General features: G+C 74.2%; 21 protein-coding genes. 13 read left to right on the plus strand and 8 right to left on the minus strand.

What is annotated here, in order from left to right:
* Positions 1-10 precede the first annotated feature (10 nt).
* Positions 11-514, minus strand: a complete 504-nt coding sequence (locus tag ACFYQQ_RS07000; protein ID WP_356164986.1) for a DUF1203 domain-containing protein — start codon at positions 512-514, stop codon at positions 11-13.
* Positions 515-626: 112 nt separating this feature from the next.
* Here ACFYQQ_RS07000 and pepN point away from each other — a divergent pair, with 112 nt between their 5' ends.
* On the plus strand, positions 627-3,200 hold the full coding sequence (pepN, locus tag ACFYQQ_RS07005) for an aminopeptidase N (RefSeq protein ID WP_388903791.1): 2,574 nt from the start codon (positions 627-629) through the stop codon (positions 3,198-3,200).
* Positions 3,201-3,307: 107 nt separating this feature from the next.
* On the opposite strand, the gene ACFYQQ_RS07010 is transcribed toward pepN, so the two are convergent.
* The 3 genes from ACFYQQ_RS07010 to ACFYQQ_RS07020 form a co-directional block, all read right to left on the minus strand.
* A complete protein-coding gene (locus ACFYQQ_RS07010) occupies positions 3,308-4,273 on the minus strand; it encodes a LysR substrate-binding domain-containing protein (protein WP_356164980.1) in 966 nt (321 codons plus the stop codon).
* 9 nt (positions 4,274-4,282) lie between these two features.
* Entirely contained in the window at positions 4,283-5,239 is a 957-nt protein-coding gene (locus tag ACFYQQ_RS07015; RefSeq protein ID WP_388904005.1) for a DMT family transporter, read from the minus strand.
* A gap of 119 nt (positions 5,240-5,358) precedes the next feature.
* The gene (locus tag ACFYQQ_RS07020; RefSeq protein ID WP_356164977.1) at positions 5,359-6,375 is read right to left on the minus strand and encodes an EamA family transporter; all 1,017 of its coding nucleotides are present in this window, start codon (positions 6,373-6,375) and stop codon (positions 5,359-5,361) included.
* 182 nt (positions 6,376-6,557) lie between these two features.
* Between ACFYQQ_RS07020 and ACFYQQ_RS07025 the strand changes: the two genes are divergently transcribed.
* Positions 6,558-7,067, plus strand: coding sequence for a MarR family transcriptional regulator (locus ACFYQQ_RS07025; protein ID WP_355796083.1), 510 nt, complete (start codon positions 6,558-6,560; stop codon positions 7,065-7,067).
* Positions 7,068-7,321: 254 nt separating this feature from the next.
* Here the strand turns inward: ACFYQQ_RS07025 and ACFYQQ_RS07030 are convergent, their stop codons facing one another.
* From ACFYQQ_RS07030 to ACFYQQ_RS07040, 3 genes are all read right to left on the minus strand, one after another.
* Entirely contained in the window at positions 7,322-7,570 is a 249-nt protein-coding gene (locus tag ACFYQQ_RS07030; RefSeq protein ID WP_356164971.1) for a hypothetical protein, read from the minus strand.
* A 221-nt stretch (positions 7,571-7,791) separates the two neighbouring features.
* Positions 7,792-9,954: a 4-alpha-glucanotransferase gene (malQ, locus tag ACFYQQ_RS07035; RefSeq protein ID WP_356164968.1), complete on the minus strand. Its 2,163-nt coding sequence runs from the start codon at positions 9,952-9,954 to the stop codon at positions 7,792-7,794.
* Positions 9,955-10,263, minus strand: a complete 309-nt coding sequence (locus ACFYQQ_RS07040) for a hypothetical protein (protein ID WP_355795198.1) — start codon at positions 10,261-10,263, stop codon at positions 9,955-9,957.
* A 417-nt stretch (positions 10,264-10,680) separates the two neighbouring features.
* Between ACFYQQ_RS07040 and ACFYQQ_RS07045 the strand changes: the two genes are divergently transcribed.
* From ACFYQQ_RS07045 to ACFYQQ_RS07070, 6 genes are all read left to right on the plus strand, one after another.
* Positions 10,681-13,722 carry a beta-N-acetylglucosaminidase domain-containing protein gene (locus tag ACFYQQ_RS07045; protein WP_388903795.1) on the plus strand — a complete coding sequence of 1,014 codons (3,042 nt, stop codon included), beginning with the start codon at positions 10,681-10,683 and terminating at the stop codon, positions 13,720-13,722.
* 88 nt (positions 13,723-13,810) lie between these two features.
* Positions 13,811-14,395, plus strand: a complete 585-nt coding sequence (locus tag ACFYQQ_RS07050) for an RNA polymerase sigma factor (protein WP_355794948.1) — start codon at positions 13,811-13,813, stop codon at positions 14,393-14,395.
* A complete protein-coding gene (locus ACFYQQ_RS07055) occupies positions 14,392-15,276 on the plus strand; it encodes a zf-HC2 domain-containing protein (protein WP_388903798.1) in 885 nt (294 codons plus the stop codon). The genes ACFYQQ_RS07050 and ACFYQQ_RS07055 overlap by 4 nt, the downstream gene beginning before the upstream one ends.
* Positions 15,277-15,356: 80 nt before the next feature.
* Positions 15,357-16,106: an ATP-binding cassette domain-containing protein gene (locus ACFYQQ_RS07060; RefSeq protein ID WP_355795789.1), complete on the plus strand. Its 750-nt coding sequence runs from the start codon at positions 15,357-15,359 to the stop codon at positions 16,104-16,106.
* Positions 16,103-17,512, plus strand: a complete 1,410-nt coding sequence (locus ACFYQQ_RS07065; protein WP_388903800.1) for a hypothetical protein — start codon at positions 16,103-16,105, stop codon at positions 17,510-17,512. Before ACFYQQ_RS07060 ends, ACFYQQ_RS07065 begins: the two co-directional genes overlap by 4 nt.
* Before the next feature lie 50 nt (positions 17,513-17,562).
* Positions 17,563-18,123 (plus strand): hypothetical protein, encoded by a 561-nt coding sequence (locus ACFYQQ_RS07070; protein ID WP_355782727.1) that lies wholly within the window; start codon positions 17,563-17,565, stop codon positions 18,121-18,123.
* Positions 18,124-18,169: 46 nt separating this feature from the next.
* Here the strand turns inward: ACFYQQ_RS07070 and ACFYQQ_RS07075 are convergent, their stop codons facing one another.
* Positions 18,170-18,706 (minus strand): HNH endonuclease, encoded by a 537-nt coding sequence (locus ACFYQQ_RS07075; RefSeq protein ID WP_355782705.1) that lies wholly within the window; start codon positions 18,704-18,706, stop codon positions 18,170-18,172.
* Between the two features lie 273 nt (positions 18,707-18,979).
* Here ACFYQQ_RS07075 and ACFYQQ_RS07080 point away from each other — a divergent pair, with 273 nt between their 5' ends.
* The 5 genes from ACFYQQ_RS07080 to ACFYQQ_RS07100 all read left to right on the plus strand — a co-directional run bounded on the left by ACFYQQ_RS07080 (position 18,980) and on the right by ACFYQQ_RS07100 (position 24,764).
* Positions 18,980-20,056: a mechanosensitive ion channel family protein gene (locus ACFYQQ_RS07080; RefSeq protein ID WP_355782708.1), complete on the plus strand. Its 1,077-nt coding sequence runs from the start codon at positions 18,980-18,982 to the stop codon at positions 20,054-20,056.
* Between the two features lie 227 nt (positions 20,057-20,283).
* Complete coding sequence (locus tag ACFYQQ_RS07085) at positions 20,284-21,495, plus strand: ROK family transcriptional regulator (RefSeq protein WP_355782711.1); 1,212 nt, start codon at positions 20,284-20,286, stop codon at positions 21,493-21,495.
* Between the two features lie 80 nt (positions 21,496-21,575).
* Positions 21,576-22,913, plus strand: a complete 1,338-nt coding sequence (locus ACFYQQ_RS07090) for an ABC transporter substrate-binding protein (protein ID WP_355782714.1) — start codon at positions 21,576-21,578, stop codon at positions 22,911-22,913.
* A gap of 7 nt (positions 22,914-22,920) precedes the next feature.
* Positions 22,921-23,865, plus strand: a complete 945-nt coding sequence (locus ACFYQQ_RS07095) for a sugar ABC transporter permease (protein WP_355782717.1) — start codon at positions 22,921-22,923, stop codon at positions 23,863-23,865.
* 2 nt (positions 23,866-23,867) lie between these two features.
* Positions 23,868-24,764, plus strand: a complete 897-nt coding sequence (locus ACFYQQ_RS07100) for a carbohydrate ABC transporter permease (protein ID WP_355782720.1) — start codon at positions 23,868-23,870, stop codon at positions 24,762-24,764.

Here is a 24,764-nt window from a genome sequence, read left to right on the forward strand (position 1 = left end):
CGGGCGCTGCTCAGGGCCGCCGCACCTCGTAGTGGAAGCAGCCGTACTCCACGGCCCTGACGTGGACCAGGGCGACCGCCGGGTCCGCGAAGGCCTCGGCGAGCGCTTCGTCGACGGCCCCGTCGGCCGCCCCGGCGTCCTGCGGCACCTCCAGCAGCCGGCCGCCCAGGATGTGCCCCTCGGCGGAGTAGCGCCGCAGGACCCGCAGGACGCCCGGCCGGACGAACGGATGTCCGTCGCCGCCGGGCCCCGCGCACTCCTCGGCGTGCACGAACACCGGCCCCTGCTCGTCGTACGCCCCCGGGTCGGCGCCCGTCGCGGCCGCCCACCGCCGCAGCGGCGCGTAGGAGACGAGGGCGATCCGCTCGCCGGTCCGGCTGCGGCGCAGACAGCAGCGCAGCGGCGCCCCGCCCTCCTCGTCGGTGAACGGCGCGAGGGGCCGTCCGGCGTCGTCCCGGTCCCGGAGTTCCTTCAGAACCGTCGGCTCGACGGCTCGTGCGGTGTAGGTCGTCATGCCTCAAGACTCGCCCCGCTCCGGCGCCTCCACCGGCGGGAAACGGACATCGCGTTCCGCACAGTTCCCATGGAAGGATGACGCAACCCACACATAACGAGGAGATGACCGCGTGCCTGGCACAAACCTGACCCGCGAAGAGGCACAGCAGCGGGCGCAGCTGCTCAGCGTTGACTCGTACGAGATCGATCTCGACCTCTCCGGCGCGCAGGATGGGGGCGGCACCTACCGGTCCGTGACCACGGTGCGCTTCGACTCCGCCCGCACGGGCGTGGAGTCCTTCATCGACCTGGTGGCCCCGGCCGTCCACGAGGTGATCCTCAACGGTGACCCGCTGGACCCCGCCGAGGTCTTCCGGGACTCGCGGATCGCGCTGCCCGGCCTGCTGGAGGGACGCAACGTCCTGCGGGTCGTGGCCGACTGCGAGTACACCAACACCGGTGAGGGCCTGCACCGGTTCGTCGACCCCGTCGACCAGCGGGCCTACCTCTACACCCAGTTCGAGGTGCCGGACGCCCGCCGGGTCTTCGCCTCGTTCGAGCAGCCCGACCTGAAGGCGACCTTCCAGTTCACCGTGAAGGCGCCGTCCGGGTGGACGGTCGTCTCCAACTCGCCGACGCCGGAGCCCAAGGACGACGTCTGGTCCTTCGAGCCGACGCCGCGGATCTCGACGTACATCACCGCGCTGATCGCAGGCCCCTACCACAGCGTCCACAGCGTGTACGAGAAGGACGGGCAGTCGGTGCCGCTCGGCATCTACTGTCGGCCCTCGCTGGCCGAGTTCCTCGACTCGGACGCCATCTTCGAGGTGACCCGGCAGGGCTTCGACTGGTTCCAGGAGAAGTTCGACTACGCGTACCCGTTCAAGAAGTACGACCAGCTCTTCGTGCCGGAGTTCAACGCGGGCGCGATGGAGAACGCGGGCGCCGTCACCATCCGCGACCAGTACGTGTTCCGGTCCAAGGTGACCGACGCCGCGTACGAGGTGCGCGCGGAGACGATCCTGCACGAGCTCGCCCACATGTGGTTCGGCGACCTCGTGACCATGGAGTGGTGGAACGACCTGTGGCTCAACGAGTCCTTCGCCACCTACACGTCGATCGCCTGCCAGGCGTACCACCCCGACTCGCGCTGGCCGCACTCCTGGACGACGTTCGCCAACTCCATGAAGACGTGGGCGTACCGGCAGGACCAGCTGCCGTCCACGCACCCGATCATGGCGGACATCAACGACCTGGACGACGTCCTGGTCAACTTCGACGGCATCACGTACGCCAAGGGCGCCTCCGTCCTCAAGCAGCTCGTCGCCTACGTCGGCATGGACGAGTTCTTCCGTGGCGTGCAGGCGTACTTCAAGGCGCACGCCTTCGGTAACACGCGGCTGTCGGACCTGCTGGGCAAGCTGGAGGAGACCAGCGGACGCGATCTGCAGACCTGGTCGAAGAAGTGGCTCCAGACCGCCGGCATCAACGTCCTGCGGCCGCGGATCGAGACGGACGCCGACGGGGTCGTCACGTCCTTCGCGATTCACCAGGAGGCCCCCGCGCTGCCGGCCGGCGCGAAGGGCGAGCCGACGCTGCGCCCGCACCGCGTGGCGGTCGGCCTGTACGACCTGGACGCGAGCGGCAAGCTGGTGCGCGGCGACCGGATCGAGCTGGACGTCGACGGTGAACTGACCGCCGTCCCCGAGCTGGTGGGCAAGCGCCGTCCGGCCGTGGTGCTGCTCAACGACGACGACCTGTCGTACGCGAAGGTGCGCCTGGACGAGCAGTCGCTGGCGTTCGTGACGGAGCACCTGGGCGACTTCGAGTCGTCGCTGCCGCGCGCGCTGTGCTGGGCGTCGGCGTGGGACATGACGCGCGACGCGGAGCTCGCGACCCGCGACTACGTCTCCCTCGTCCTCGCCGGCATCGGCAAGGAGTCCGACATCGGCGTGGTGCAGTCGCTGCACCGCCAGGTGAAGACGGCGATCGAGCTGTACGCGGACCCGGCCGCCCGCGAGACGCTGCTGGCCCGCTGGACGGAGGCCACGCTCGCCCACCTGCGCACCGCGCAGGCCGGCAGCGACCACCAGCTCGCCTGGGCGCGCGCGTTCGCCGCGACCGCCCGCACCCCGGAGCAGCTGGACCTCCTGGAGGCCCTGCTCGACGGCCGGGAGAGCATCGAGGGCCTGGCGGTGGACACCGAGCTGCGCTGGGCGTTCGTGCAGCGGCTCGCCGCGGTGGGCCGCTTCGACGAGGCGGAGATCGCGAGCGAGTACGAGCGCGACCGGACGGCGGCCGGTGAGCGGCACGCGGCGACCGCCCGCGCGGCCCGTCCCACGGAGGAGGCGAAGGCGGAGGCCTGGGCCTCGGTCGTGGAGTCCGACAAGCTGCCGAACGCCGTGCAGGAGGCGGTGATCGGCGGGTTCGTGCAGACCGGCCAGCGGGAGCTGCTGGCCCCGTACACGGACAAGTACTTCGCCGTGCTCAAGGACGTCTGGGACTCCCGCTCGCACGAGATGGCCCAGCAGATCGCGGTGGGCCTCTACCCGGCCGTGCAGGTCTCCGAGGACACGCTCGCCAAGACGGACGCGTGGCTGGCCTCGGCCGAGCCGAACGCGGCCCTGCGGCGGCTGATCTCCGAGGCCCGCTCGGGCGTCGAGCGCGCCCTCAAGGCGCAGGCTGCGGACGCCGCGGCTTCCTGACGCCGACCGTACGTCGTACGGGAGAGGGGGCGCCCGGCTCTGTGCCGGGCGCCCCCTCTTCACGTCCGGCCCCACCGCGTACCGCCGGGGTGTCGGCGCGCGCCCGGTCACGCACCCCCGAAGCCGAGCCTGCCTCCGGCCGCCTCCCCGCCCGGCTCACCGGCGGCCGGCCGCGCCGCGGCCTCGCGCAGGGCGTCCAGGACCCGGCCGACGGCGGCACCCTCGTCGGCGCCCCGCCGTACCGCCGCGACGACGTGGCGGTGCGGACGGTCCGCGTCGAGCCGGCGCATGACGACGCCGTCGCGCGGTACGGACGCCATCCGCGGCACCAGGGCGACTCCCATGCCCGCCTCGACCATGGCGAGGATGGCCGTCCAGCCCGCCGCGGAGTGCCCCTGGTGCGGGCTGAACCCGGCGCTCTCGCAGGCGGCCCGCGTGATGTCCGACCAGGGCCCGCTGCCGCCGAAGATCCACGGCTCGGCGGCGCAGTCGGCCAGCCGGACCTCGTCGGCGCGGGCCAGCGGGTGGTCCCGGGGCAGCGCGAGGTCGAGCGGGTCGGCGAGCAGCGGCACCCGGCTGAAACGCGGGTCGGCCGCCGTGGGCGCCTGCGCGGCCAGGGAGAGGGCGAGGTCGACCGAGCCCGCGGCGAGCAGTTCGTACGCCTGTGCCGCCTCGGCCTCCCGCACCTGTACGCGGATCCCGGGACGCGTCACCCGCAGCGCCCGCACCGCCGGGACGACCAGCGCGGGCACGGCCGTCGAGAAGGCGCCGACCCGTACCTCGCCCGCCTCCCCGTGCAGGTAGGCGGTCAACTCCGCGTCGGCGCGCTCCAGCTGCTCGAAGACGGCCGCCGCGTGCCGCAGGACGAGTTCGGCCGCGTCGGTGAGTCGCACCCGCCGCCCCCGCGCCTCCAGCAGCGGCACGCCGAGCTGCTTGGCGAGGTTCGTCAGCTGCTGCGACACGGCGGAGGGCGTCAGCGCCAGCGCCTCGGCGGTCGCGGTGACGGTGCCGTGCTCCCGCAGCGTCCGCAGGATCCGCAGCTTCTTGATGTCCCACCTGTCGTACTCGGCCATGGCGGCAACCTATCCACCCGTGTGTCCCGCCCGGCCGGGGGCGGCCGTGCCGAGGACGACGCCGCCGAGGACGAGGACCGCGCAGGCGGCCTGCGTCCAGCTCGGGCGTTCACCGAGCAGGACGTACGACAGGCCGGCCACACACAGCGGCTGGAGGTGGTAGACGGCTCCCGCGCGGGCCGCGCCGACCAGGGCGACGGCCTTGTTCCAGGCGAGGAAGGCGAGCGCGGAGGACAGGACCCCGACGTACAGGAGCGGGCCGACGGTGGCGGGCGTCGGGGTGAAGGTGCCCTGGACGGCGACGCTGAGCGCGCACGCGGGCAGGAGCATCGCGGTGCCGAGGGCGAAGGTCGTGAACAGGAAGGCGGGACCGGCGAGTTCGGCGGGACGGCGGCGCAGCAGCGCGCTGTACGCCGCGAAGCTCGCCGCCGCGGCGAGCATCCAGAGGTCTCCCGCGGTGAACCCCGTGGCCCCGGAGCCGGTGCCGATCAGGAGCAGCACCCCGGCGCAGGCGATCAGCATCCCGGTGGTCCGCCGCGCCCCGAGCCGTACGCCGCCCAGCCGTTCCAGGGCGGCCATCAGGACGGGCGCGGCGGCCATGATCATGCCCATGTTGCCCGCCGAGGTGGACAGGGCGGCCTGGTTGACCAGGGTGTTGTAGACGGTGACGCCGAGGAGGGCGGCGAGGAGGCAGTGGCCCAGGTGCCGGCGAAGGAGGGCGCGCCGCCGCCAGGCCCCGCGTGCCGTGAAGGGGGCGACGACCAGCAGGGCGACGGTCCAGCGCCAGAACGCCTGCTGGACGGGCGGCACGCTGTCGTGCAGGGCGCGGGCGGCGACGAAGCTGCCCGACCAGACGAGGGTGGCGACGGCGGCGAGGGCGATACCGGGACCGGCCGCCCGCCTCCCCGCCGCCGCCGTCGCCGTTGCCGTCGCCCGGTGCGTACGCGTCCGGTCCAGGACCGCCATGGACATCCCTGCCTCTCGATGGTGGGTGCGGGTGCCCGCCCACCGTCGCAGCGGCGGAACCGTCACGTCCATCGAAACTTTTCGACGTTTCCGTTCAGGAGAACTGAAAGGTGATGGGGCTACGAGGCCCGGGAGGCCGGTGTCACAGGGGCCGCGGGGACGGGCGCGGTAGCCGGGATCGCCGTCGCGGGGACGGGCGGGGAGGCGGGCGCCGTCGCGGGGGTCCGGTCCCCCGTGGGTGCCGTGACGCGGCGCGGGCGGCGCTGGCCCACCACGGTCGCGGTGAACGCCAGCGCCATGCCGGTGAGCTGGAGCGGGGTGAGCGCCTGACCGAGCGCCGCCCAGCCGATGACCGCTGCGGTGAGCGGCGAGAGCGGGCCGAGGAAGGTGACTTGGGTGGCGGAGAGCCGGCCGATCCCGCGGAACCAGAGCCAGTACGCGACCGCCGTGTTCGCCAGCGCCAGGTAGAGGTATCCGCCGACCGCCCGGCCGTCGAGCGCGGGCGGGGCGCCCTCGGCGAGGAACGCGACCGGGGCGATGAGCAGTCCGCCGGCCGTCAGCTGCCAGGCGGTCAGCGCCAGGGGGCCGACGCCCTCGGGGCGCCCCCACCGCTTGGTGAGGACCGTGCCGGTGGACATCGAGGCGGTCGAGGCGAGGGCCGCGAGGACTCCGAGGGTGTCCAGCGCCCCGGCCGCCTGGAGCACGACGAGGCTCACGCCGAGCGCGGCGGCGATCCCGGTGAGCAGGGTGCGTACGGTCGGCCGCTCCCCCAGCAGCAGGGCGGCGAGCCCGGCAACGAACAGCGGTCCCACCGAGCCGACGACGGCCGCCATCCCGCCGGGCAGCCGGTACGCGGAGAGGAAGAGGAGGGGGAAGAACGCGCCGATGTTCAGCGCGCCCAGCACCGCCGACTTCCACCACCAGGCACGGCGCGGCAGCACCCGGGCCAGCGCGAGCAGCACGAGCCCGGCGGGCAGGGCACGCATCAGCCCGGTGAACAGGGGCCGGTCGGCGGGGAGGAACTCGGTGGTGACGGCGTAGGTGCTGCCCCAGGAGACGGGGGCGAGAGCGGTCAGCAGGACGGTGACGGAACGCCGTCCGGTGGTGCCGGTGAGGTCGTGGGTCGCGTCCGCCATGACGGCGCCCTCCAGAAGTGGGCCGGCGCCGGGACGCGTCGGCGGTGAGGTGGCCGACCCGGACCAGGTCGACATTAATAGCTTAGCGCTAAGCAACTTAGCGTCAAGCCGCTTAGCGAAAAGCCACTTACCCATGAGCCACTTTCTTGCGACCGACCGAGGCGCGGCCCGATACTCCTCCCATGACCGGGAACCCACCGAGCAAGGACGCCGTCGACGCGATCATCGAGCAGTGGGCCGTCGCGCGGCCCGACCTCGACACCGCGGCGATGGAGGTCTTCGGCCGCATCTTCCGTCTCTCACGGGCGATGGGAGACCGCATGGAGAAGGCGTACACGCGGTTCGGGATCTCGCGCGGCGAGTTCGACGTGCTGGCGACCCTGCGCCGGTCCGGGGAGCCGTACGCGCTCTCGCCCCGCCAGCTCTCGGCGACGCTCATGCTGACCACGGGCGGGATGACCGGCCGCCTCGACAAGCTGGAGCGCGCGGGGCTGCTGCGCAGGTCACCCGATCCGCACGACCGGCGCGGGCTCCAGGTGACCCTGACGGACGAGGGGTACCGCCTGATCGACGAGGCGGTGGGCGCGGGTCTCGCCGTCCAGACCGAGGCGCTCGACGCCCTGGACCCGGATCAGGCGGGCCAACTGGCCGGTCTGCTGCGTCTGTTGCTCGCGGGCACGACGACGGCGTGAGCCGGACCCGGTCCCGGTCCCAGGGCCGGGGCGGATCGGTGCGGGGAGGTGCGCCGCTGCCTCACGGACCGCCCGCGGACGTGACCCTCGGCGGCCGCACGGCGGCGGAGCGGTGAGGCGGGCGGGGGCCCAAACGCGTCGAGGGAGTCCGCACCCCACTCGGGTGCGGACTCCCTCGGCGACGTGACGTCGGGCGGCGGAAGGCGGAAGGGCTGACCGGTACGGCCCGGACGCGGACGTCCGGACGCGCCGGGTCAGCTCTGCTTCTGCGGCTTCGGCTGCTTCGGGGACTTGTCCAGGACCATCACGAGACCGGCGATGACCAGGAACAGCACGATCGGCGCCGCGACATAGAGACCCAGCGTTTCGATCACGCTCAGTCCGCTGCCGGGCTGGTCACCGTCGTCGCGGTTCAGCGCGAGCGCGGGGGACGACATGAGCAGCATCATCAGCGTCGTACCGGCAGCCAGGGCGCCGGCGCGCAGGGCGTTCTTCTTGTCCACGGTGCAAACGTAGCGAACGCCCGGCGGAGCCGCGCGTCCGGGGTGCCGTACGAGGAATCACGCGCCGGGCGCGAGTGCCCGCTCCGGGGCGCGCGCGAGGCCACGGCCGGCGTCCGGGAGCCCGCCGAAGCGGCGGGCCACCGGACCGGGCGTCACCCCCCACCGGACCCGAACGCCCGGCCACCCCGGACGCCCCGCGTCCCAAGGCGGCTCCGGGGCTCCTAGTCGCCCGACTCCGCCCGGCTCCTCCGCTCCGCCGGCTCGCGCCGCAGGACGTCCATCAGGGCGTGCAGCCGGGGTGACTCGGCGAGTTCCTCCAGCGTCACCGGGCGGCCCTCGGCGTCGGCGACGGGCAGCCGCCAGTTCGGGTACTGGTCCCAGGTGCCGGGCAGGTTCTGCGGGCGGCGGTCGCCGACCGTGTCGGGCAGCCAGACGCCGACCATGCGGGCCGGGGTGCGCAGCAGGAACCGGTGCACGGCCTGGATCGCCGCCTCCTCGGACGCCGGCGCGAGGTCGCCGCCCGTGTCCTCCAGCAGCCCCAGCCCGGTGAGCAGCGCCAGCCACTCCCCCGTGTCGGCCGCCGCCTCGGCCCGCTCCTGCGCCACCGGCCGGGTCAACAGGCCCAGGCTGTCGCGCAGTTCCACGTGCTCGCCGGTGAGGCGGGCGGCGGTGGACGGCAGGTCGTGCGTGGTCGCGGTGGCGAGGCAGTCGGCGCGCCAGCGTTCGGGGGGCAGCGGGAGTCCGTCGCCGGCCCAGTCCCGCTCGAACCACAGCACGGAGGTGCCGAGCACCCCGCGCTCCTGGAGCGCCTCGCGTACGCCGGGCTCGACGGTGCCGAGGTCCTCGCCGATCACCAGGGCACCGGCGCGCGAGGCCTCCAGCACCAGGACGGCGAGCATCGCCTCGGCGTCGTAGCGGACGTAGGTCCCGTCCGTGGGGGCCTGGCCCCGGGGAATCCACCAGAGCCGGAACAGGCCCATGACGTGGTCGATGCGCAGGGCGCCCGCGTGGCGGAAGAGGGCGCGCAGGAGGCTGCGGAAGGGGGCGTAGCCGGACGCGGCCAGGCGGTCGGGGCGCCAGGGCGGCAGACCCCAGTCCTGGCCCAGGGCGTTGAAGGCGTCGGGCGGGGCGCCCACGGTGGTGCCGGCCGCGAAGTACTCCTGCTGGGCCCAGGCGTCGGCCCCGCCGGGGTGGACTCCGACGGCCAGGTCGTGGACGAGGCCGACCGGCATGCCGGCGTCGCGGGCGCCGCGCTGGGCGGCGGTGAGCTGGGCGTCGGTGAGCCAGGCGAGCCGGGTGTGGAAGTCGACGCGGTCCTTCAGCTCGGCGCGGGCACGGGCGGTCTCGGCCGAACGGGGGTCGCGCAGCCCCGCGGGCCACGTGTGCCAGTCGGAGCCGTGCGCCTCGGCCAGCGCGCACCAGGTGGCGTGGTCCTCCAGGGCGGCGCCCTCCTCGGCGACGAAGTCGTCGAGGGCGGCCCGGCGGCCGGGGCCGAGCGGGACCGTGCGGATCAGTTCGAGTGCCGCGCGCTTGAGTTCCCACACGGCGTCGCGGTCGATGAGCGCGCCCTTGTTCAGGACGGTGTCGCGCAGTTCCGCGGCGCGCAGGCGCAGGGCGTCGAGCCGCTCCCGGTCCTCGGCGTAGGCGAACTCGGGCACGTCCTCGACGCGCAGGTGCACGGGGTCGGGGAAGCGGCGGGAGGAGGGCCGGTAGGGGGACGGGTCGGTGGGCGCGCCCGGGACGGCCGCGTGCAGCGGGTTCAGCTGGACGAATCCGGCGCCGAGCGCGCGGCCCGCCCAGGTGGCCAGCTCGCGGAGGTCACCGAGGTCGCCCATGCCCCAGGAGCGCCGGGAGAGGAGGGAGTAGAGCTGGACGAGGAGTCCGTGCGTGCGTCCGGGCGGGGCGGGCAGCCGGTCCGGGGCCACCACGAGGTGGACGTCGGCGGTGCGGCCGTCGGGCGCCTGAGCGTGCAGTGTGTGGACGCCGGGTGCGAGGTGCGCGGCGGAGTCGCGGGTGTCGCCCTGCTCGGTCTCGACGCGCAGCCGGGTGCCGTCGGGCAGGCCGGCCAGCGCGGCGGGCAGGTCGCCTCCCCAGGACACGATCGTCGGGGGCAGCAGCCGCTCGCGTAATTCGGCCTCGCGGGCGGCGAGGGCGGTGAGGACGGCCTGCGGGGTGCTCGCGTCGACGCCGAGGGCGGCGAGGGCCGCGGTGACCGCGGTGTCGGAGGCGGGGACCGTGCGGTCCGGGGAGGGGCTGTAGGAGGTGGCCACGCCGTGCAGCGCGGCGAGCCGGGACAGCGGGGTCCCGGCGGACTCGGCCGGCCGGGCGGGCGCGGCACCGGACGGGGGCCACTCGGCGGACTCGGCCGGCGGGGACGGTGCCATCTAGACTCCCGCGGCGGCGCCGGTCGAGGTCGGCTCGCTGGTCAGGTGGGCGGCGTCGGAGAGCGGCGGTTCGCTGGTCAGGGGCTCGGCGTCGGGCAGCGGGGGCTCACTGGTCAGCGGGGCCTCGCCCCAGGAGCCCTCGGCGCTGTCGCCCGCCCGGGGAGGGAATCCGAGGGTGTCCCACTCGGGGACGCGGGTGGGCCGTCCGTCCCGTTGTTTCGGGGTGAGGCCGGGGTCGCGGGAATCGGCGGAGGACTCCGCCGAGGGTTTGGAGAGGGCCGAGAGCAGAAGGTGCGCCGAAGCGGCCACGAGGGTCTCCTTGTCGTCGTAAGGCTGGACGCGGGTTGTCGCAGCCCTACCCAGTGAGCGCGGCCGCAGACGTGCACGAACGCCCAAGGTGTCCTTGGTCACATTCTGTTCCAGGGGCGGCCGCGGCACCAGAAGGCAGCCGGGTGACGCCAGGGGCGGCTCCGCGCCGGACGCCGGGCTGATCCGCCACGTGAGGCGCACGCGGCACGTCGGCCCCTTCCGTTGACACCGCGACCGCGTGGATGGTGGGCTCGATGCCGCCCCGACCGAGCCGTGCGGGGTGGACCGGTCGACGAGGGAGGGCTGTTGCAGCTCCGGGGCGGGTGGGGAGCCGTGCTGCTTCGGCGGGGACAGCGGGCGGTGCGGCCCGTGCGGGGGCCTGGTGGCGTACCGCTTCGCCGGGGGCCGGGCGCGGCCGTGGTCGCGCTGCTCCTCGCGGCGGGCGCGCTGGGCGTCGCGCCCGAGGCCGTCGCCGACCCGGCGCCCGCCGCCGCGGACGCGCCGGATGCGGGCGCCGGGCCCGCGGTCTGGCCCCGTCCGCAGTCCCTGGACACCGGGGGCACCGCCGTCGCGGTCACCGGCGAGGTGGTCCTGGTCGCCGACGCGGCGGCCGATCCGTACGCCCTGGACGCGCTGCGTTCGCTGCTGTGGCAGGCCGGCGCGCGGAAGGTCACGACGGTGCGCGACGGCGACCCGATCCCCGAAGCCGCCCTGCGCGCGGGCGCGTTGGTGGTGCGCGCGGGCGTGGAGAGGGCGCACGACAGGACGGCCCAGGGCCCCGGCTCGACGGGCGCCGACGGTACGGGCGGCCGGAGCGCGTACCCCTTCGGCGGGCACGCCGGCAGCGCGGCGACCGAGGGCGCGCACGCGCTGGGCGTCCGCGCCGCGACCCCGCTGGACGAGGCCCTGACCGCGCTCGGTGCCCCGCCCCGCGCCGACCTCCCGTCCGGGGGCTACCGGCTGGCCGTCGGACGGGTCGCGGGCCGAGCCACCGTCGCCCTCGCCGGGGCCGGCGAGGACGGCCTGTTCCACGCCGTGCAGACGCTCCGCCAACTGGTCGACGGCCGCGGGCGGATCGCCGGCGTCCGGGTCCGCGACTGGCCGGGCACCGCGGTCCGGGGCACCACCGAGGGCTTCTACGGCACCCCGTGGACCCACGAACAGCGCCTGGCCCAGCTGGACTTCATGGCCCGCACCAAGCAGAACCGCTACCTGTACGCGCCCGGCGACGACCTCTACCGGCAGGCGCGCTGGCGCGAGCCGTACCCGGCGCGGCAGCGCGCCGACTTCCGGGAGCTGACGGACCGGGCGGTGCGCGATCACGTCACCCCGGCCTGGGCGGTCGCGCCGGGGCAGGCGATGTGCTTCTCCTCGGACGCCGACGTGGCGGCCCTCACGCGCAAGCTCGACGCCATGTGGGCGCTGGGGTTCCGTGCCTTCCAGCTGCAGTTCCAGGACGTCAGCTACAGCGAGTGGCACTGCGGGGCGGACGCGGAGGAGTTCGGTTCGGGCCCGGAGGCGGCGGCGCGGGCGCAGGCGCGGGTGGCGAACGCGGTGGCCCGGCGGCTGGCCGCACGGCACCCGGACGCGGCGGCGCTGTCCCTCATGCCGACCGAGTACTACCAGGAGGGCGCGACCGCGTACCGGCGGGCGCTGGCGGACGCGCTGGACGAGGGCGTCGAGGTGGCGTGGACGGGCGTCGGTGTCGTGCCGCGCACCATCACCGGCCGTGAACTGGCCGCCGCCCGGGACGCGTTCGGGCATCCGCTGGTCACCATGGACAACTACCCCGTCAACGACTACGCGCAGGACCGGATCTTCCTCGGCCCGTACCGGGGCCGCGAGCCCGCCGTCGCCACCGGCTCGGCGGGGCTGCTGGCGAACGCGATGCAGCAGGCGGAGGCCTCCCGCGTCCCGCTCTTCACCGCCGCCGACTACGCCTGGAACCCCCGCGACTACCGCCCCGAGGACTCCTGGCGGGCCGCGGTCGACGACCTCGCGGGCGGTGACGCGCGGGGCGGGCGGGCGCTGAGCGCGCTGGCCGGGAACGACGCGTCGTCGGTGCTCGGCGGCGACGAGTCGGCGTACCTGCGCCCGCTCGTCGAGGCGTTCTGGCGGGGCCGGGCGGCGCCGGACCGCGCGGCGGGCGACCCGGCGACGCGGCGGCTGCGGGCCGCGTTCGCGGTCATGCGGGAGACGCCCCACCACCTGCCGGGCCGTTCACTGGCGTCCGAAGTACGGCCCTGGAGCGAGCAGTTGGCGCGCTACGGCACGGCGGGCGACACGGCCGTCGCCATGCTGAGCGCCCAGTCGGACGGCGACGCCACGGCGGCCTGGGACGCCTACCGCTCCCTGGTCCGCCTGCGCGCCGACCTCGCGTCGAGCCCGGTGACGGTGGGCAAGGGCGTGCTCGGCCCGTTCCTGGCGCGGGCGTCGAAGGCGTACGAGACCTGGGCGGGCCTCGACCACGAGCCCGCGCCGGACCGCGCCGGACAAGGCGGCGGGGGCGAGCAGCGCGTCGCCCGCTCCGTGCGCCTGGCGCGGGCCCGCCCGCTGACCGCCGTCACGGTGCTCACCGAGCCCGGGACGACCGGCACCGTCGAGGCGCACGTCCCCGGCGAGGGCTGGCGGCGCCTCGGCGACCTCGCGCCCGGCGGCGCGACCGAGACCGCCGCCAAGGTGAGCGCGGACGCCCTGCGGGTGACCGGACCCGAGCCGTCGCGGGTACGGCACCTGGTGCCGTGGTTCGCCGACTCCCCGGAGGCGAGGCTGGAGTTGGGGCGCGCGGAGACGGACGTGGCGATCGGCGGCACGGCGTCGGTGACGGCACGGCTGGTCCCCCTGCGTCCCTCCGACGTCCGCGGGAAGCTCACGGTGCGGGCGCCCGAGGGTGTCCGGGTGCGCGTCCCGGCGGCGCCGGTGCGCCTGCGGCGCGGCACGGACCTCTCCGTCCCGGTCGAGATCGAGGTGCCCAAGAAGACGCCCTCGGGGACGTACACCGTCCGCGTCGCCTTCCGCGGGGAGACCCGCACCCTCACCGTCCGCGCGTTCCCCCGCACGGCGGGACCCGACCTCGCCCGAGGCGCGCGGGCCACGTCCTCCGGCGACGAGACGGCGGACTTCCCGGCGTCCGCGGCGAACGACGGCGACCCGCGGACGCGGTGGTCCTCGCCCGCGCGCGACGACGCCTGGTGGCAGCTGGAGCTGCCCCGGCCGGTGCGCCTGGGCCGGGTGGCGCTGCGCTGGCAGGACGCGTACGCCTCCGCCTACCGCGTCGAGGTCTCCGCGGACGGCCGCGTCTGGCGTACGGCGGCGGCGGTGCGGGACGGGCGGGGCGGCCGGGAGTCGGTGCGCATGGACGAGCGGGACGTGCGCTTCGTGCGCGTCCGGGGAGAGGAGCGCGCGACCCGGTACGGCTACTCGCTCTGGTCGGTGGAGGCGTACGGCGTCGCCGGCTGAGGCGGCGCCCGCCCGTGAACCGTGTGCCGGACGGTGAACCGGCGGCGTCCCGGGGGCCGATAGACGGGGTGTGAGACTGTTCCGCCCCATGGGGGGCCACCGGGAGGACGTCACGGACGCGGCGCTGCTGCGGGCCGTCGCGGACGGGGACTCGGCGGCGATGGCCGCCCTGTACGACCGGCACGCCGGGTGGCTGCACACGCGGCTGACCCGGCGCTGCGCGGACCCCGAGGTCGTGCGCGAGGTGCTCCAGGACACCTTCGTGGCGGTGTGGCGGTCGGCGGCCTCCCACCGGGGTGAGCAGGCCGGCGGCTGGCTGTGGACGCTCGCGGCCCGGCGGCTGGTTGACGCCCGCCGGGTGCAGGAGCGGGCCGCGCGGGTCGAGTACGAGGCACCGGTGGCGGTGGCCTCCGCCGAGGAGCGGGTGCTGGCGGGCCTGGAGTACGGCGACGTCGGCACGGCGCTCGACCGCATCTCCCCCGAGCTCCGCGAGGTGCTGCGGGCCACGGTGGTCGACGGGCTCACGACCCGGGAGACGGCCCGGCTCCTCGGCATCCCCGAGGGCACGGTCAAGACCCGCGCCATGCGCGCCCGCGCCGAACTGCGCGCCGCCCTCGCCCACCTGCATCCGTCCGGGGCCCCGGGCCCGTCCCCGCTGGGAGGTCCGGCATGACCGGCTGGCACGCACCCGACGACCTGATCACCCGTTACACGGACGGCGGCCTGCCGGAGCCGGACGCCTGGTCCCTGGAGAAGCACCTGGAGGGCTGCGCCGCGTGCGCCGCTCGGACCTCGCGGGCGGCGCGGACGGGCACCGCCGGGGCGGTGCTGGCCGAGGTGCGGGACGCGGTCCTGCACGCGGCCCCGGCACCCGCCCGGGCCCCGGCGCCCGTGCGGGTCCGGGCCGTCGGGGGGCGGCTCGGGCGCGTCCTGTGGGCCGCCGGGCCCGCGCTGCGCGGGGCCTGGGCGGCGGCCGTGGTCCTGGTGGCCGCGGGGGCGCTGGCCCTCGCGTACGGCGGCGGGTTCGACGCCGTGCGCCCGCTGCTGCCGGCCGTCGCCCCGGTCGTCCCGGTCGCCGGGGTCGCCCTGTCCTACGGCCGGCACGCCGATCCCCTGCACGAGATCGCCGCCGCCTCGCCCTCCGGCGGGCTGCGCCTGCTGCTGACGCGGACGGCCGCCGTCCTCGCGCTGAGCCTGCCGCTGCTGACCCTCGCGGGGTTCCTGCTGCCCGCCACCGGCTCCGGGGCGCCGGAGGTGCCGGCGGCGGCCGCCTGGCTGCTGCCCGGGCTCGCCCTGACGCTGGCCACCCTGGCGCTGTCCGGGTTCGTGGGCTGCCGGGCCGCGTCTGCGGCGGTCGGCGGCGGCTGGCTGCTCGCCCTGGCCGCGCCCGTCCTCGCGGACTCCGGGGCCGGAGTCACGGTCCGGCTCGCCCGGCAGCTCTCCCTCTACCTCACCGGCGCCTCGCCGCAGTGGACCTGGGCGGCGGCGTCCGCGCTCTGCGCCCTGGTCCTCGTCGCGCGCCGCACCGCGTACGACCGTCTGGAGACGATGTGAACCCCGGCACCACCACCCCGCCCGCGCCCCGCGCACCGGACGGCACCGCGCCCGGCTCCCCGGCCGTCCGCGTCCGGGGGCTGACCGTCCGCCACCGCAGGACGCTCGCGCTGGACGCCGTCGACCTGGACCTCGGTCCCGGGGTCCACGGGCTGCTCGGTCCGAACGGGGCCGGCAAGACCTCCCTCGTCCGCGTCCTCGCGACGGTCGCGGAGCCCGCCGCGGGCCGCGTGGAGATGCTCGGCGGCGACCTCGGCCGGCACCGGGAGCGGACCGCCGTACGCCGTGAACTGGGCTATCTACCGCAGGAGTTCGGGTACTACCCGGGGTTCACCGTGCGGGAGTTCGTGGCGTACGTGGCCTGGCTGAAGGAGATGCCCGCGGCCGCTGTCCCGGCCGCCGTCGAGCACGCGGTCACCCGGGTCGGGCTCGCCGACCGCCTCGACGCGAAGGTCAGGACGCTCTCCGGCGGCATGGTCCGACGCGTCGGCATCGCGCAGGCGATCGTGAACGCACCCCGCGTCCTGCTGCTGGACGAGCCCACCGCGGGCCTCGACCCCGAGCAGCGCGTCGAGTTCCGCGCCCTGCTGCGGGAACTGGGCCGGGCGGCCACCGTCGTCGTCTCCACCCACCTGGTCGAGGACGTGGCCGCCGCCTGCACGGACGTCACCCTGATCGAGGCGGGCCGGGTCGCCTACCGGGGAACCCCGCGATCGCTGGCCGACCTCGGCGCGGACGGCACCGCAGCCGACGGCAACGCCATGGAGCGCGGCTACACCGCGGCCCTGCGCGCCCACCGCGCCGGCGCCTCCGCGGAGGCCGGCCGATGAGCGTAGGCACGCGACCGGACGAGGACCGCACCACCGCTCTTCCGCCGGACCGGGGCACCGCTCCCGCGCCCCGCGGCCGCCGCGCGCGCCACCCGATGCGCACCGAGTTCCTGCGCGGGTTCGCCCCCTGGGCGGGCGCCGCACTGCTCGTGGCGCTGGCGTGGCCCCTCGCGGCCACCGCCGCGCAGTGGCAGGGCAGCTGGGGCGGGACGACCACCAGGCTCGGCGACGCGGCGGGGCTGGTCGGCGCGCCCTTCGCGCTGGCGGCGGGCGCGTGGCAGGGCGGCCGGGAACGCCGTTCCGGGATGGCGGAGCTGCGCACCTCGGGCGCCCGCGGACCGCTGGCCCAGCTCCTCACGGCGGCCCTGCCGCTTGGCTGCTGGCTGGCGGCCGCCTACCTGCTCACGGCGGCCGGGGCGCTGGCCGCCTGCGCGCCCTACACGTCGGCGGGCCACCCCGCCCCGACGGTCGTCGCGGGCACCGCCGTCTCGATCGCCGCGTGCACGCTGCTCGGCCACGTGGCGGGCCGGGCGCTGCCCTGGCGGCTGACCGCGCCGGCGCTGGCGATCTGCGGCTACGTCCTGTGCGGCGTCCTCGGCACCTCGCGCTCCGGTCTGCGCCTGCTGGCGCTCGCCCAGGTGCGGGGGCACGGCGACCGGGCGGTGCCGGTGTGGTGGTATCCGCTCCTCGCGGCCCTGTGGGCCTGCGGGCTGGCCGCCGCCGCGGTCCTGGTCGTCACCGCGCGCCGCCGCCCCGCCGCGCTGCTGCCGCTGGCCGCCGCACTGGGCGCCGCCGTCCTGCTCCTCCGTACGGGTGACGGGGTGCTCCCCGACAACCCGCGGTTCCACCGGCAGGTGTGCGACACCTCGACCACACCGCACGTGTGCGTGAACGCCACCCACCCCGGTCTGCTGCCGGAGGTGACCGACGCGCTGTCCGGTCTCACCGGCCGGCTGGCGGGCGTCCGGAACGTGCCGGTGCGCTTCGAGGACCTGGGGCGCGACCCGCACGAGGACGAGGCGCAGCTGCCGGTACTGACGCCCTTCGGGTGGGGCGTCGTACGCGGCGAGCTCACAAATCCGGAGCGGTACGCCTGGGAGGCCGCGCACATGCTGGTCAGGGCGGACTGCGAAGGAAGCCCTTCGTCACGACGCGTGCGGATCGCGGACGAGGCCGTGCTGCGCTGGCTCGCGCCGGACCGCCTGTCCCGCGACCTGCGCCGGTACTTCGTGAAAGCGGCCCGCAAGAGCGGCGACACGGAGGCCCTCGCCCGCTACCGGGACGAGGACGAGGCGTACGCCCGCCTCGCCGCGATGACCGTGGAGGAGCGCCGCGCCTGGCTCGGCCGCTGGTTCGCGACCGCCCGGGACTGCGCACCGGACGAGAGAGAGGTCCCGTCCCTGTGAAGACGCCGCCCGCTCCCCTCGTCCTGTACGCCCGCTCCCGCACCCTGCCCATGACGGCCGCCGTGCTGGCCGGCGCCGCCCTGCTCACCCTGTGGGCGGCGAGCCGGCCGGAGACCTACCTGGACCCGTACCGCAGGGTCCCGCTGCTCTCGCTCGCCCCGCTGGCGGCCTCGGCGGCGGTCGGGGTGAGCCTCCACTCGTACGCGCGGGAGCTGGACGACACGGCCGTACGGCCCTGGTGGCCCCGGCGCCTGGCGCACCTGCTGGTCCTCGGCGCGCTCGCGGCGCTGCTGCTGGCGCTCGCCGTGCCCGGGCGGGCGGAGGTGTTCGGCGCGGCGGCGATGGTCCGCAACACGCTGGGCGCGGTCGGCCTCACGGCGGCCGCGGCGGTCGTGACCGGCGCCCGGGCGAGCTGGCTGCCGACGACGCTGTACCTCAGCTCGGTGTACCTCTCGGCCGCCTCACCCCGTGTGAGAAACGAGACAGTGCTCGCCTGGCCGCTTCAGTCGGGCCCGCAGCCGGCCGCGTGGGGCGTCGCGCTGGCACTCTTCGTGTCCGGCTCGGCGCTCTGCGCATGGCGTGGCGCCCGCCCCGAAGGACCCCGCGGCTGAGGCGGGGCCGTGCGGGACGGGCAGGGGTGTGCAAAAGCCCGGATCGTCAGGCGGAGATGCCGTCGATCCGGGCCATCGCGTCCTCGGCGCCGTACGGCTGCAGGTAGGGCAGCCAGCGCGGGTCGCGATGGCCGGTTCCGATGATGCGCCAGGCGAGCCCCGTCGGCGGGGCGGGTTTGTGGCGCAGGCGCCAGCCGATCTCGACCAGGTGGCGGTCGGCCTTGACGTGGTTGCAGCGGCGGCACGACGCCACCACGTTGTCCCAGGCGTGCTGACCCCCGCGGCTGCGCGGGACGACGTGGTCGACGCTGGTTGCGACGCCACCGCAGTACATGCACCGGCCGCCGTCCCGGGCGAACAGGGCTCGCCTGGTCAGCGGGACGGGGCCCCGGTAGGGGACCCGGACGAACCTCTTCAGCCGGACCACGCTGGGTGCGGGGACAGTAACGGTCGCGCTGTGCATGAAGGCGCCGGATTCCTCCAGGGAGACTGCCTTGTTCTCCAGGACGAGGACGAGCGCGCGGCGGAGCGGTACGACGCCGAGTGGCTCGTACGACGCGTTGAGGACCAGGACATGCGGCACGGATGCCTCCTTGTACGCCGGCGGCGCGTGGCTCGCGCCGGGACGATCTGTGGCCAGTGTCCCCTCATGCCTGGTGGAAGCGCCACCATGTCCCGGTAACGGGCTGGGAGTGTTTTCGACCACACCTTCTTCATCCCCGGGTGAGCACAGTCTCTCCCTCGCGGACGGCAACGATCCACACACGATGCCCCGTTAGTGTGGTGGGTCTGCCCGACGGTGTCCTTCTCGTGATTTCCGGCCGCGGGCGGACCGCTACGCCTGGAGGTACACCCCGTGTTCTTGTCCGTCCTGTCGGCCACCGCGACCCCGTCGCCGTCACCCTCGACGACGGCCGACCCGCTTCAGGACGCCCAGGAGAGCGCGACCAACGCCGCCAGCTGGGTCGAGCAGAACTGGTCCACCTGGCTCAGCATCGGTCTGCGGGTCCTGCTGATCGTGGTCATCGCGGTGGCCCTCAGAATCGCGGTGCGCCGGGCGATCACCAAGTTCATAGAACGGATGAACCGGACCGCGCAGGCCGTCGACGGCACCGCGCTCGCCGGGCTGCTGGTGAACGCCGAGCGGCGCCGGCAGCGGTCCCAGGCCATCGGCTCGGTGCTGCGGTCGGTGGCGTCCTTCCTGATCGTGGGCACGGCCGCGCTGATGGTCCTCGGCACCTTCGAGATCAACCTCGCGCCCCTGCTCGCCTCCGCCGGTGTGGCCGGCGTGGCCATCGGTTTCGGCGCCCGCAACCTGGTCACGGACTTCCTGTCCGGCGTGTTCATGATCCTGGAGGACCAGTACGGCGTCGGCGACACCATCGACGCCGGGGTGGCCTCCGGCGAGGTGATAGAGGTCGGCCTGCGCGTCACGAAGCTGCGCGGCGACAGCGGCGAGATCTGGTACGTCCGCAACGGCGAGGTCAAGCGCATCGGCAACCTCTCCCAGGGCTGGGCCACGGCGGGCGTCGACGTCACCGTCCGCGCCTCTGAGGACCTGGACCACGTCCGGTCGGTGCTCAACGAGGTCAGCGAGGCCATGAGCAAGGCGGAGCCCTGGAACGAGCTGCTGTGGGGCCCGATCGAGGTGCTCGGCCTCGACAGCGTCCTGCTCGACTCGATGGTGGTCCGCGTCTCGGCGAAGACCATGCCGGGCAAGGCCCTGACGGTGGAGCGCGAGCTGCGCTGGCGCATCAAGCGCGCCTTCGACGCCGCCGACATCCGGATCGTCGGCGGGTCCACGGTCCAGCCGGAGGAGACGCCGGCCCCGGACCCGACGGCCGCGGTGGCGGCGCCCTCGGTGTACGCGAACTCGGCGTCCCCGCAGTCGGAGGCCGCGTCCCCGATCGCCCCGAGGTCCCCGCAGAGGTAGCCCCCGGCGCACTGCGCGGACCCACCACGACCGCCCCCGCGGGTAACGACTCTGTTGCCGCGGGGGCGGTCTCTCTTGACGCCCTCACGGCACCGCGCCTACGTTCCTCCCATCGAACAGGAAACTTTCCTAACAGTGATCTTGCGGCGGGGTCTCCCCGGCCCCCGCGTGGACGTCGCCGCCGCGGCACTGGGAAGCTGGGCAGCCGAGAGGCAGGTGGGGACGACATGGCCGGATCAGCCGGTACGCCGGGCACTCCGCGCGTCCTGCGCGCCATGAACGACCGCGCCGCCCTGGACCTCCTCCTGGAGCACGGCCCGCTGTCCCGCACCCGGATCGGCAAGCTGACCGGGCTGTCCAAGCCCACCGCCTCCCAGCTCCTCGCCCGCCTGGAGGCCGCCGGCCTGGTGCTCGCCACCGGGACCAGCGAGGGCCGCCCGGGCCCCAACGCCCAGCTGTACGCCGTCAACCCGCACGCCGCCCACGCGGCCGGACTCGACGTCACCCCCGAGCGCGTCCGGGCCGCCGTCGCCGACGTCACCGGCCGCACGGTGGGCGAGTTCGAGCTGCCGACGCCCGGCCGGCGTCCGGCGCAGCCCGTGGTCCGGCAGGTCACCGACGCGCTGGACGGGGCGGTGAAGGCTGCGGGGCTCGCCCGCGACGACGTGCACCGGCTCGTCATCGCCACACCGGGCGCCTTCGACCCCACCACCGGACGGCTGCGCTACGCCTCGCACCTGCCCGGCTGGCACTCCCCCAGCCTCCTCGACGAGCTGGCCGCGGCGCTGCCGATGCCCGTCGAGTACGAGAACGACGTGAACCTCGTCGCCGTCGCCGAGCAGCGGCTCGGCGCGGCCCGCGGTCACGAGGACTTCGTCCTGCTGTGGAACGAGGGCGGTCTCGGCGCCGCACTCGTCCTCGGCGGACGGCTGCACCGCGGCTGGACCGGCGGCGCCGGCGAGGTCGGGTTCCTGCCGGTGCCCGGCGCACCCCTGGTCCGGCAGGTGACCCGGGCCAACAGCGGCGGCTACCAGGAGCTGGCCGGCTCCCAGGCGATCCCGGCGCTCGCCCGCGAGCTGGGCATCCGGCCGGTGCCGAGCGGGCCGTACGCCGAGGTGGCCGCCGCCCTCGTCGCCCAGGCCGCCGCCGTGAACGAGGGGCCGCACCTGCGGCTGCTCCAGACGTACGCGACCGGGCTGGCCACCGGTCTGGCCTCACTCGTCTCCGTCCTCGACCCCGAACTCGTCGTGCTCAGCGGCGCCTCCCTCACCGCCGGCGGTGAACCGCTGCGGGCCCTGGTCCAGGCGGAGCTGGAGGAACTGGCCCCGTCCCGTCCGCGGCTCGTCGTCGGCGACGTGCGCGAACACCCCGTGCTGCGCGGCGCGTTGGAGAGCGCGCTGGCGGCCACCCGCGACGAGGTCTTCGACACCTCGCGCTGACCCCGCCGTATCCCGGCACCGTCCGATCCACCCACCCCCCGCGTCCCCTGCAGTCCCGCCCGTCCTAGGGAGACCCCGTCATGCCCGGAATGTCCCGGAAAGCGGTCGTCGCGCTGGCCGCGTCCGCCTCGATAGCCCTCCTCGCCACCGCCTGTACCGGCCAGTCCGACTCCGGCGGCAGCGACGACGCGTCCAAGGAGACGACGCTCAACTTCTGGCACGCCTGGAGCGCGCCCGGTGAGGTCAAGGCCGTGAAGTCGCTCATCGCGGGCTTCGAGAAGAAGCACCCCAACATCCACGTCAACGTCGTCGGCAACATGACGGACGACAAGATCAACCAGGCGCTGCGCGCGGGCGGCGACAAGGCCCCCGACGTCGTCTCCTCCTTCACCACCAACAACGTCGGCAAGTTCTGCTCGTCCGGCGCCTTCGTCGACCTCGGCCCCTTCTTCGAGAAGGCGGACATCGACCCGGAGAAGACGTTCCCGAAGGCGATGAACGAGTACACCCAGTTCGAGGGCAACCGCTGCACCGTGCCGCTGCTCGGTGACGCCTACGGGCTCTACTACAACAAGACCGCCTTCGAGAAGGCCGGCATCACCGCGCCGCCGAAGACCTGGTCCGAGTTCGAGAAGGACGCCGAGAAGCTCACCGTCACCAAGGGGGACTCCTACTCCCAACTCGGGTTCATGCCGAACTACCACGGCTGGGAGTCGACCACCGAGCACTACTTCGGGCAGTTCTCGCCGACGTACTTCGACAGCGAGGGCAAGTCGAACATCGCGAAGGACCCCGCTTTCAAGAAGGGGTTCACCCTCCAGAAGCGGCTGGTCGACGCGCTCGGCGGCTATCAGAAGCTGGAGAAGTTCCGGTCCAAGCTCGGTGACGAGTGGGGTCCCAAGCACCCCTTCCACACCGGCCAGGTCGCGATGCAGCTGGACGGCGAGTGGCGGCTCGGCATGGCCGAGGAGGCCAAGCCCGGCTTCGAGATCGGCGTGGCGCCGCTGCCCGTGCCCGACGACCAGGCCGACCAGTACGGCAAGGGCTACATCACCGGCACCATCGCCGGCATCGCCGCCACCAGCAAGAAGCAGAACGCGGCCTGGGAACTCGTGAAGTACATGACCACGGACACGGACGCGGTGGTCGGCTTCGCCAACGCCATCCACAACGTGCCGTCCACACTGGAAGCCCTCAAGTCCCCGAAGCTGAAGTACGACCCGCGCTTCAAGACCTTCCTGGACATCGCGTCGAACCCCCACTCCACGACGACCCCCGCCTCGATCAACGGCGGCACCTACCTCGTGTCGATCCAGCAGTTCGGCTACGACTACGAGAGCGGCAAGGCGCGGGATCTGGAGGCCGGTCTGAGGAAGACCGCCGCCCAGATCGACACGGACATCGCCCAGGCGAAGTGACACGTCCATGAGCGCCACGTACACACTGCGCGCCAAGCGCCGCCGGGCGGCGCTGCGCACGGCCGCCTTCATGTCGCCCTGGCTCGTCGGGTTCGCGGTCTTCTTCGCCTATCCGCTGTTCTCGACCGTCTACTTCTCGTTCATGCACTACGACGGCTTCAAGCCGCCGACGTGGAGCGGCTTGAAGAACTGGGTCTACGTCTTCCAGAACTACCCCCTGTTCTGGCCCGCGTTGCGCAACACCCTGTGGCTCGTCGTCGTGATGGTCAGCCTCCGGGTCCTGTTCGGACTGGGCGTCGGGCTGCTGATCACGAAGATCAGGACCGGGACGGGCGTCTTCCGGACCCTCTTCTACCTGCCCTACCTGGCCCCGCCCGTCGCCGCCACGATGGCGTTCGCCTTCCTGCTCAACCCGGGCACGGGACCGGTGAACTCGATCCTGGAGGGCATCGGCATCCCGGCCCCCGGCTGGTTCAACGACCCCGCCTGGTCCAAGCCCGCGCTCACCATGCTCGCCCTGTGGGGCGTCGGCGACCTCATGGTCATCTTCATGGCGGCGCTGCTCGACGTCCCGAAGGAGCAGTACGAGGCCGCGGAGCTGGACGGCACCTCCGCCTGGCAGCGCTTCCGGTACGTGACCCTGCCGAACATCTCGCCGATCGTGATGTTCGCCGTGGTCACCGGGGTGATCCAGACGATGCAGTACTACACGCAGCCGCTGATCGCCGGGAAGGTCGCCTCGGGCGTCATCCAGGGCGCGGGAACGCAGTTCGAGCCCGGCTATCCGGACAAGTCGACGCTCACCCTGCCGCAGCTCGTCTACAACCTCGGTTTCCAGCGCTTCGACTACGGCTCCGCCTGTGTGGTCGCGCTGGTGCTGTTCGCCCTGTCCATGGTGTTCACCGCGTTCCTGATGCGGCGCCGGGGCGGTCTCATCCAGGCAGGTGACTGACCATGACCCAAGTACTCGACAAACCGGTGGAGTTGCGGCCCCGGCCTGTCTCACCGGCCGAGCGCACCGCCCGCCGCAGGGCCTTCCTGGAATGGATCGCCGTGCACGCGCTGGGCGTGGCGGCCGCGCTCTTCTTCGTGCTGCCCTTCGTTTTCGTCTTCCTCACCTCGCTGATGAGCGACTCGCAGGCCCTGAGCCGGGACCTGATCCCGCACACCTGGGAGTGGGGCAACTACCGAAAGGTCTTCGACACCCCGGGCTTCCTGACCTGGTGGAAGAACACGCTGCTGTACGCCGGGGCCGGCACCGTCCTCACCGTCGTCTCGTCGATCCCGGTGGCGTACGCGCTCGCCAAGTTCCGCTTCCGGGGCCGGAACCTGTCGCTGATGCTGGTCATCTCGATGATGATGCTGCCGCCGCAGGTCGTCGTCATCCCGATGTACCTGTTCTGGGCGAAGCAGCTGGACCTGTCCGGCACGCTGTGGCCGCTCATCGTCCCGATGGCCTTCGGGGACGCGTTCTCCATCTTCCTGCTGCGGCAGTTCCTGACGACCATCCCGAACGAGTACCTCGACGCGGCCCGGGTCGACGGCTGCGGGGACCTCAGGACGCTGCTGCGGGTCGTGCTGCCGATGGCGAAACCCGGTATCGCGGCGGTCGCGCTCTTCCAGTTCTTCTACGCCTGGAACGACTACTTCGGGCCGCAGATCTACGCGTCCGAGAACCCCGCCGCCTGGACACTGAGTTACGGCCTGGAGTCGTTCAAGGGCGCGCACCACACCGACTGGAATCTCACCATGGCCGCGACCGTCCTGGTCATGGCCCCCGTGATCCTCGTGTTCTTCTTCGCGCAGAAGGCGTTCGTCGAGGGCGTCACGCTCACCGGAGTGAAGGGCTGA

Source organism: Streptomyces sp. NPDC005496 (assembly GCF_042872045.1).
Classification (GTDB): Bacteria; Actinomycetota; Actinomycetes; order Streptomycetales; family Streptomycetaceae; genus Streptomyces.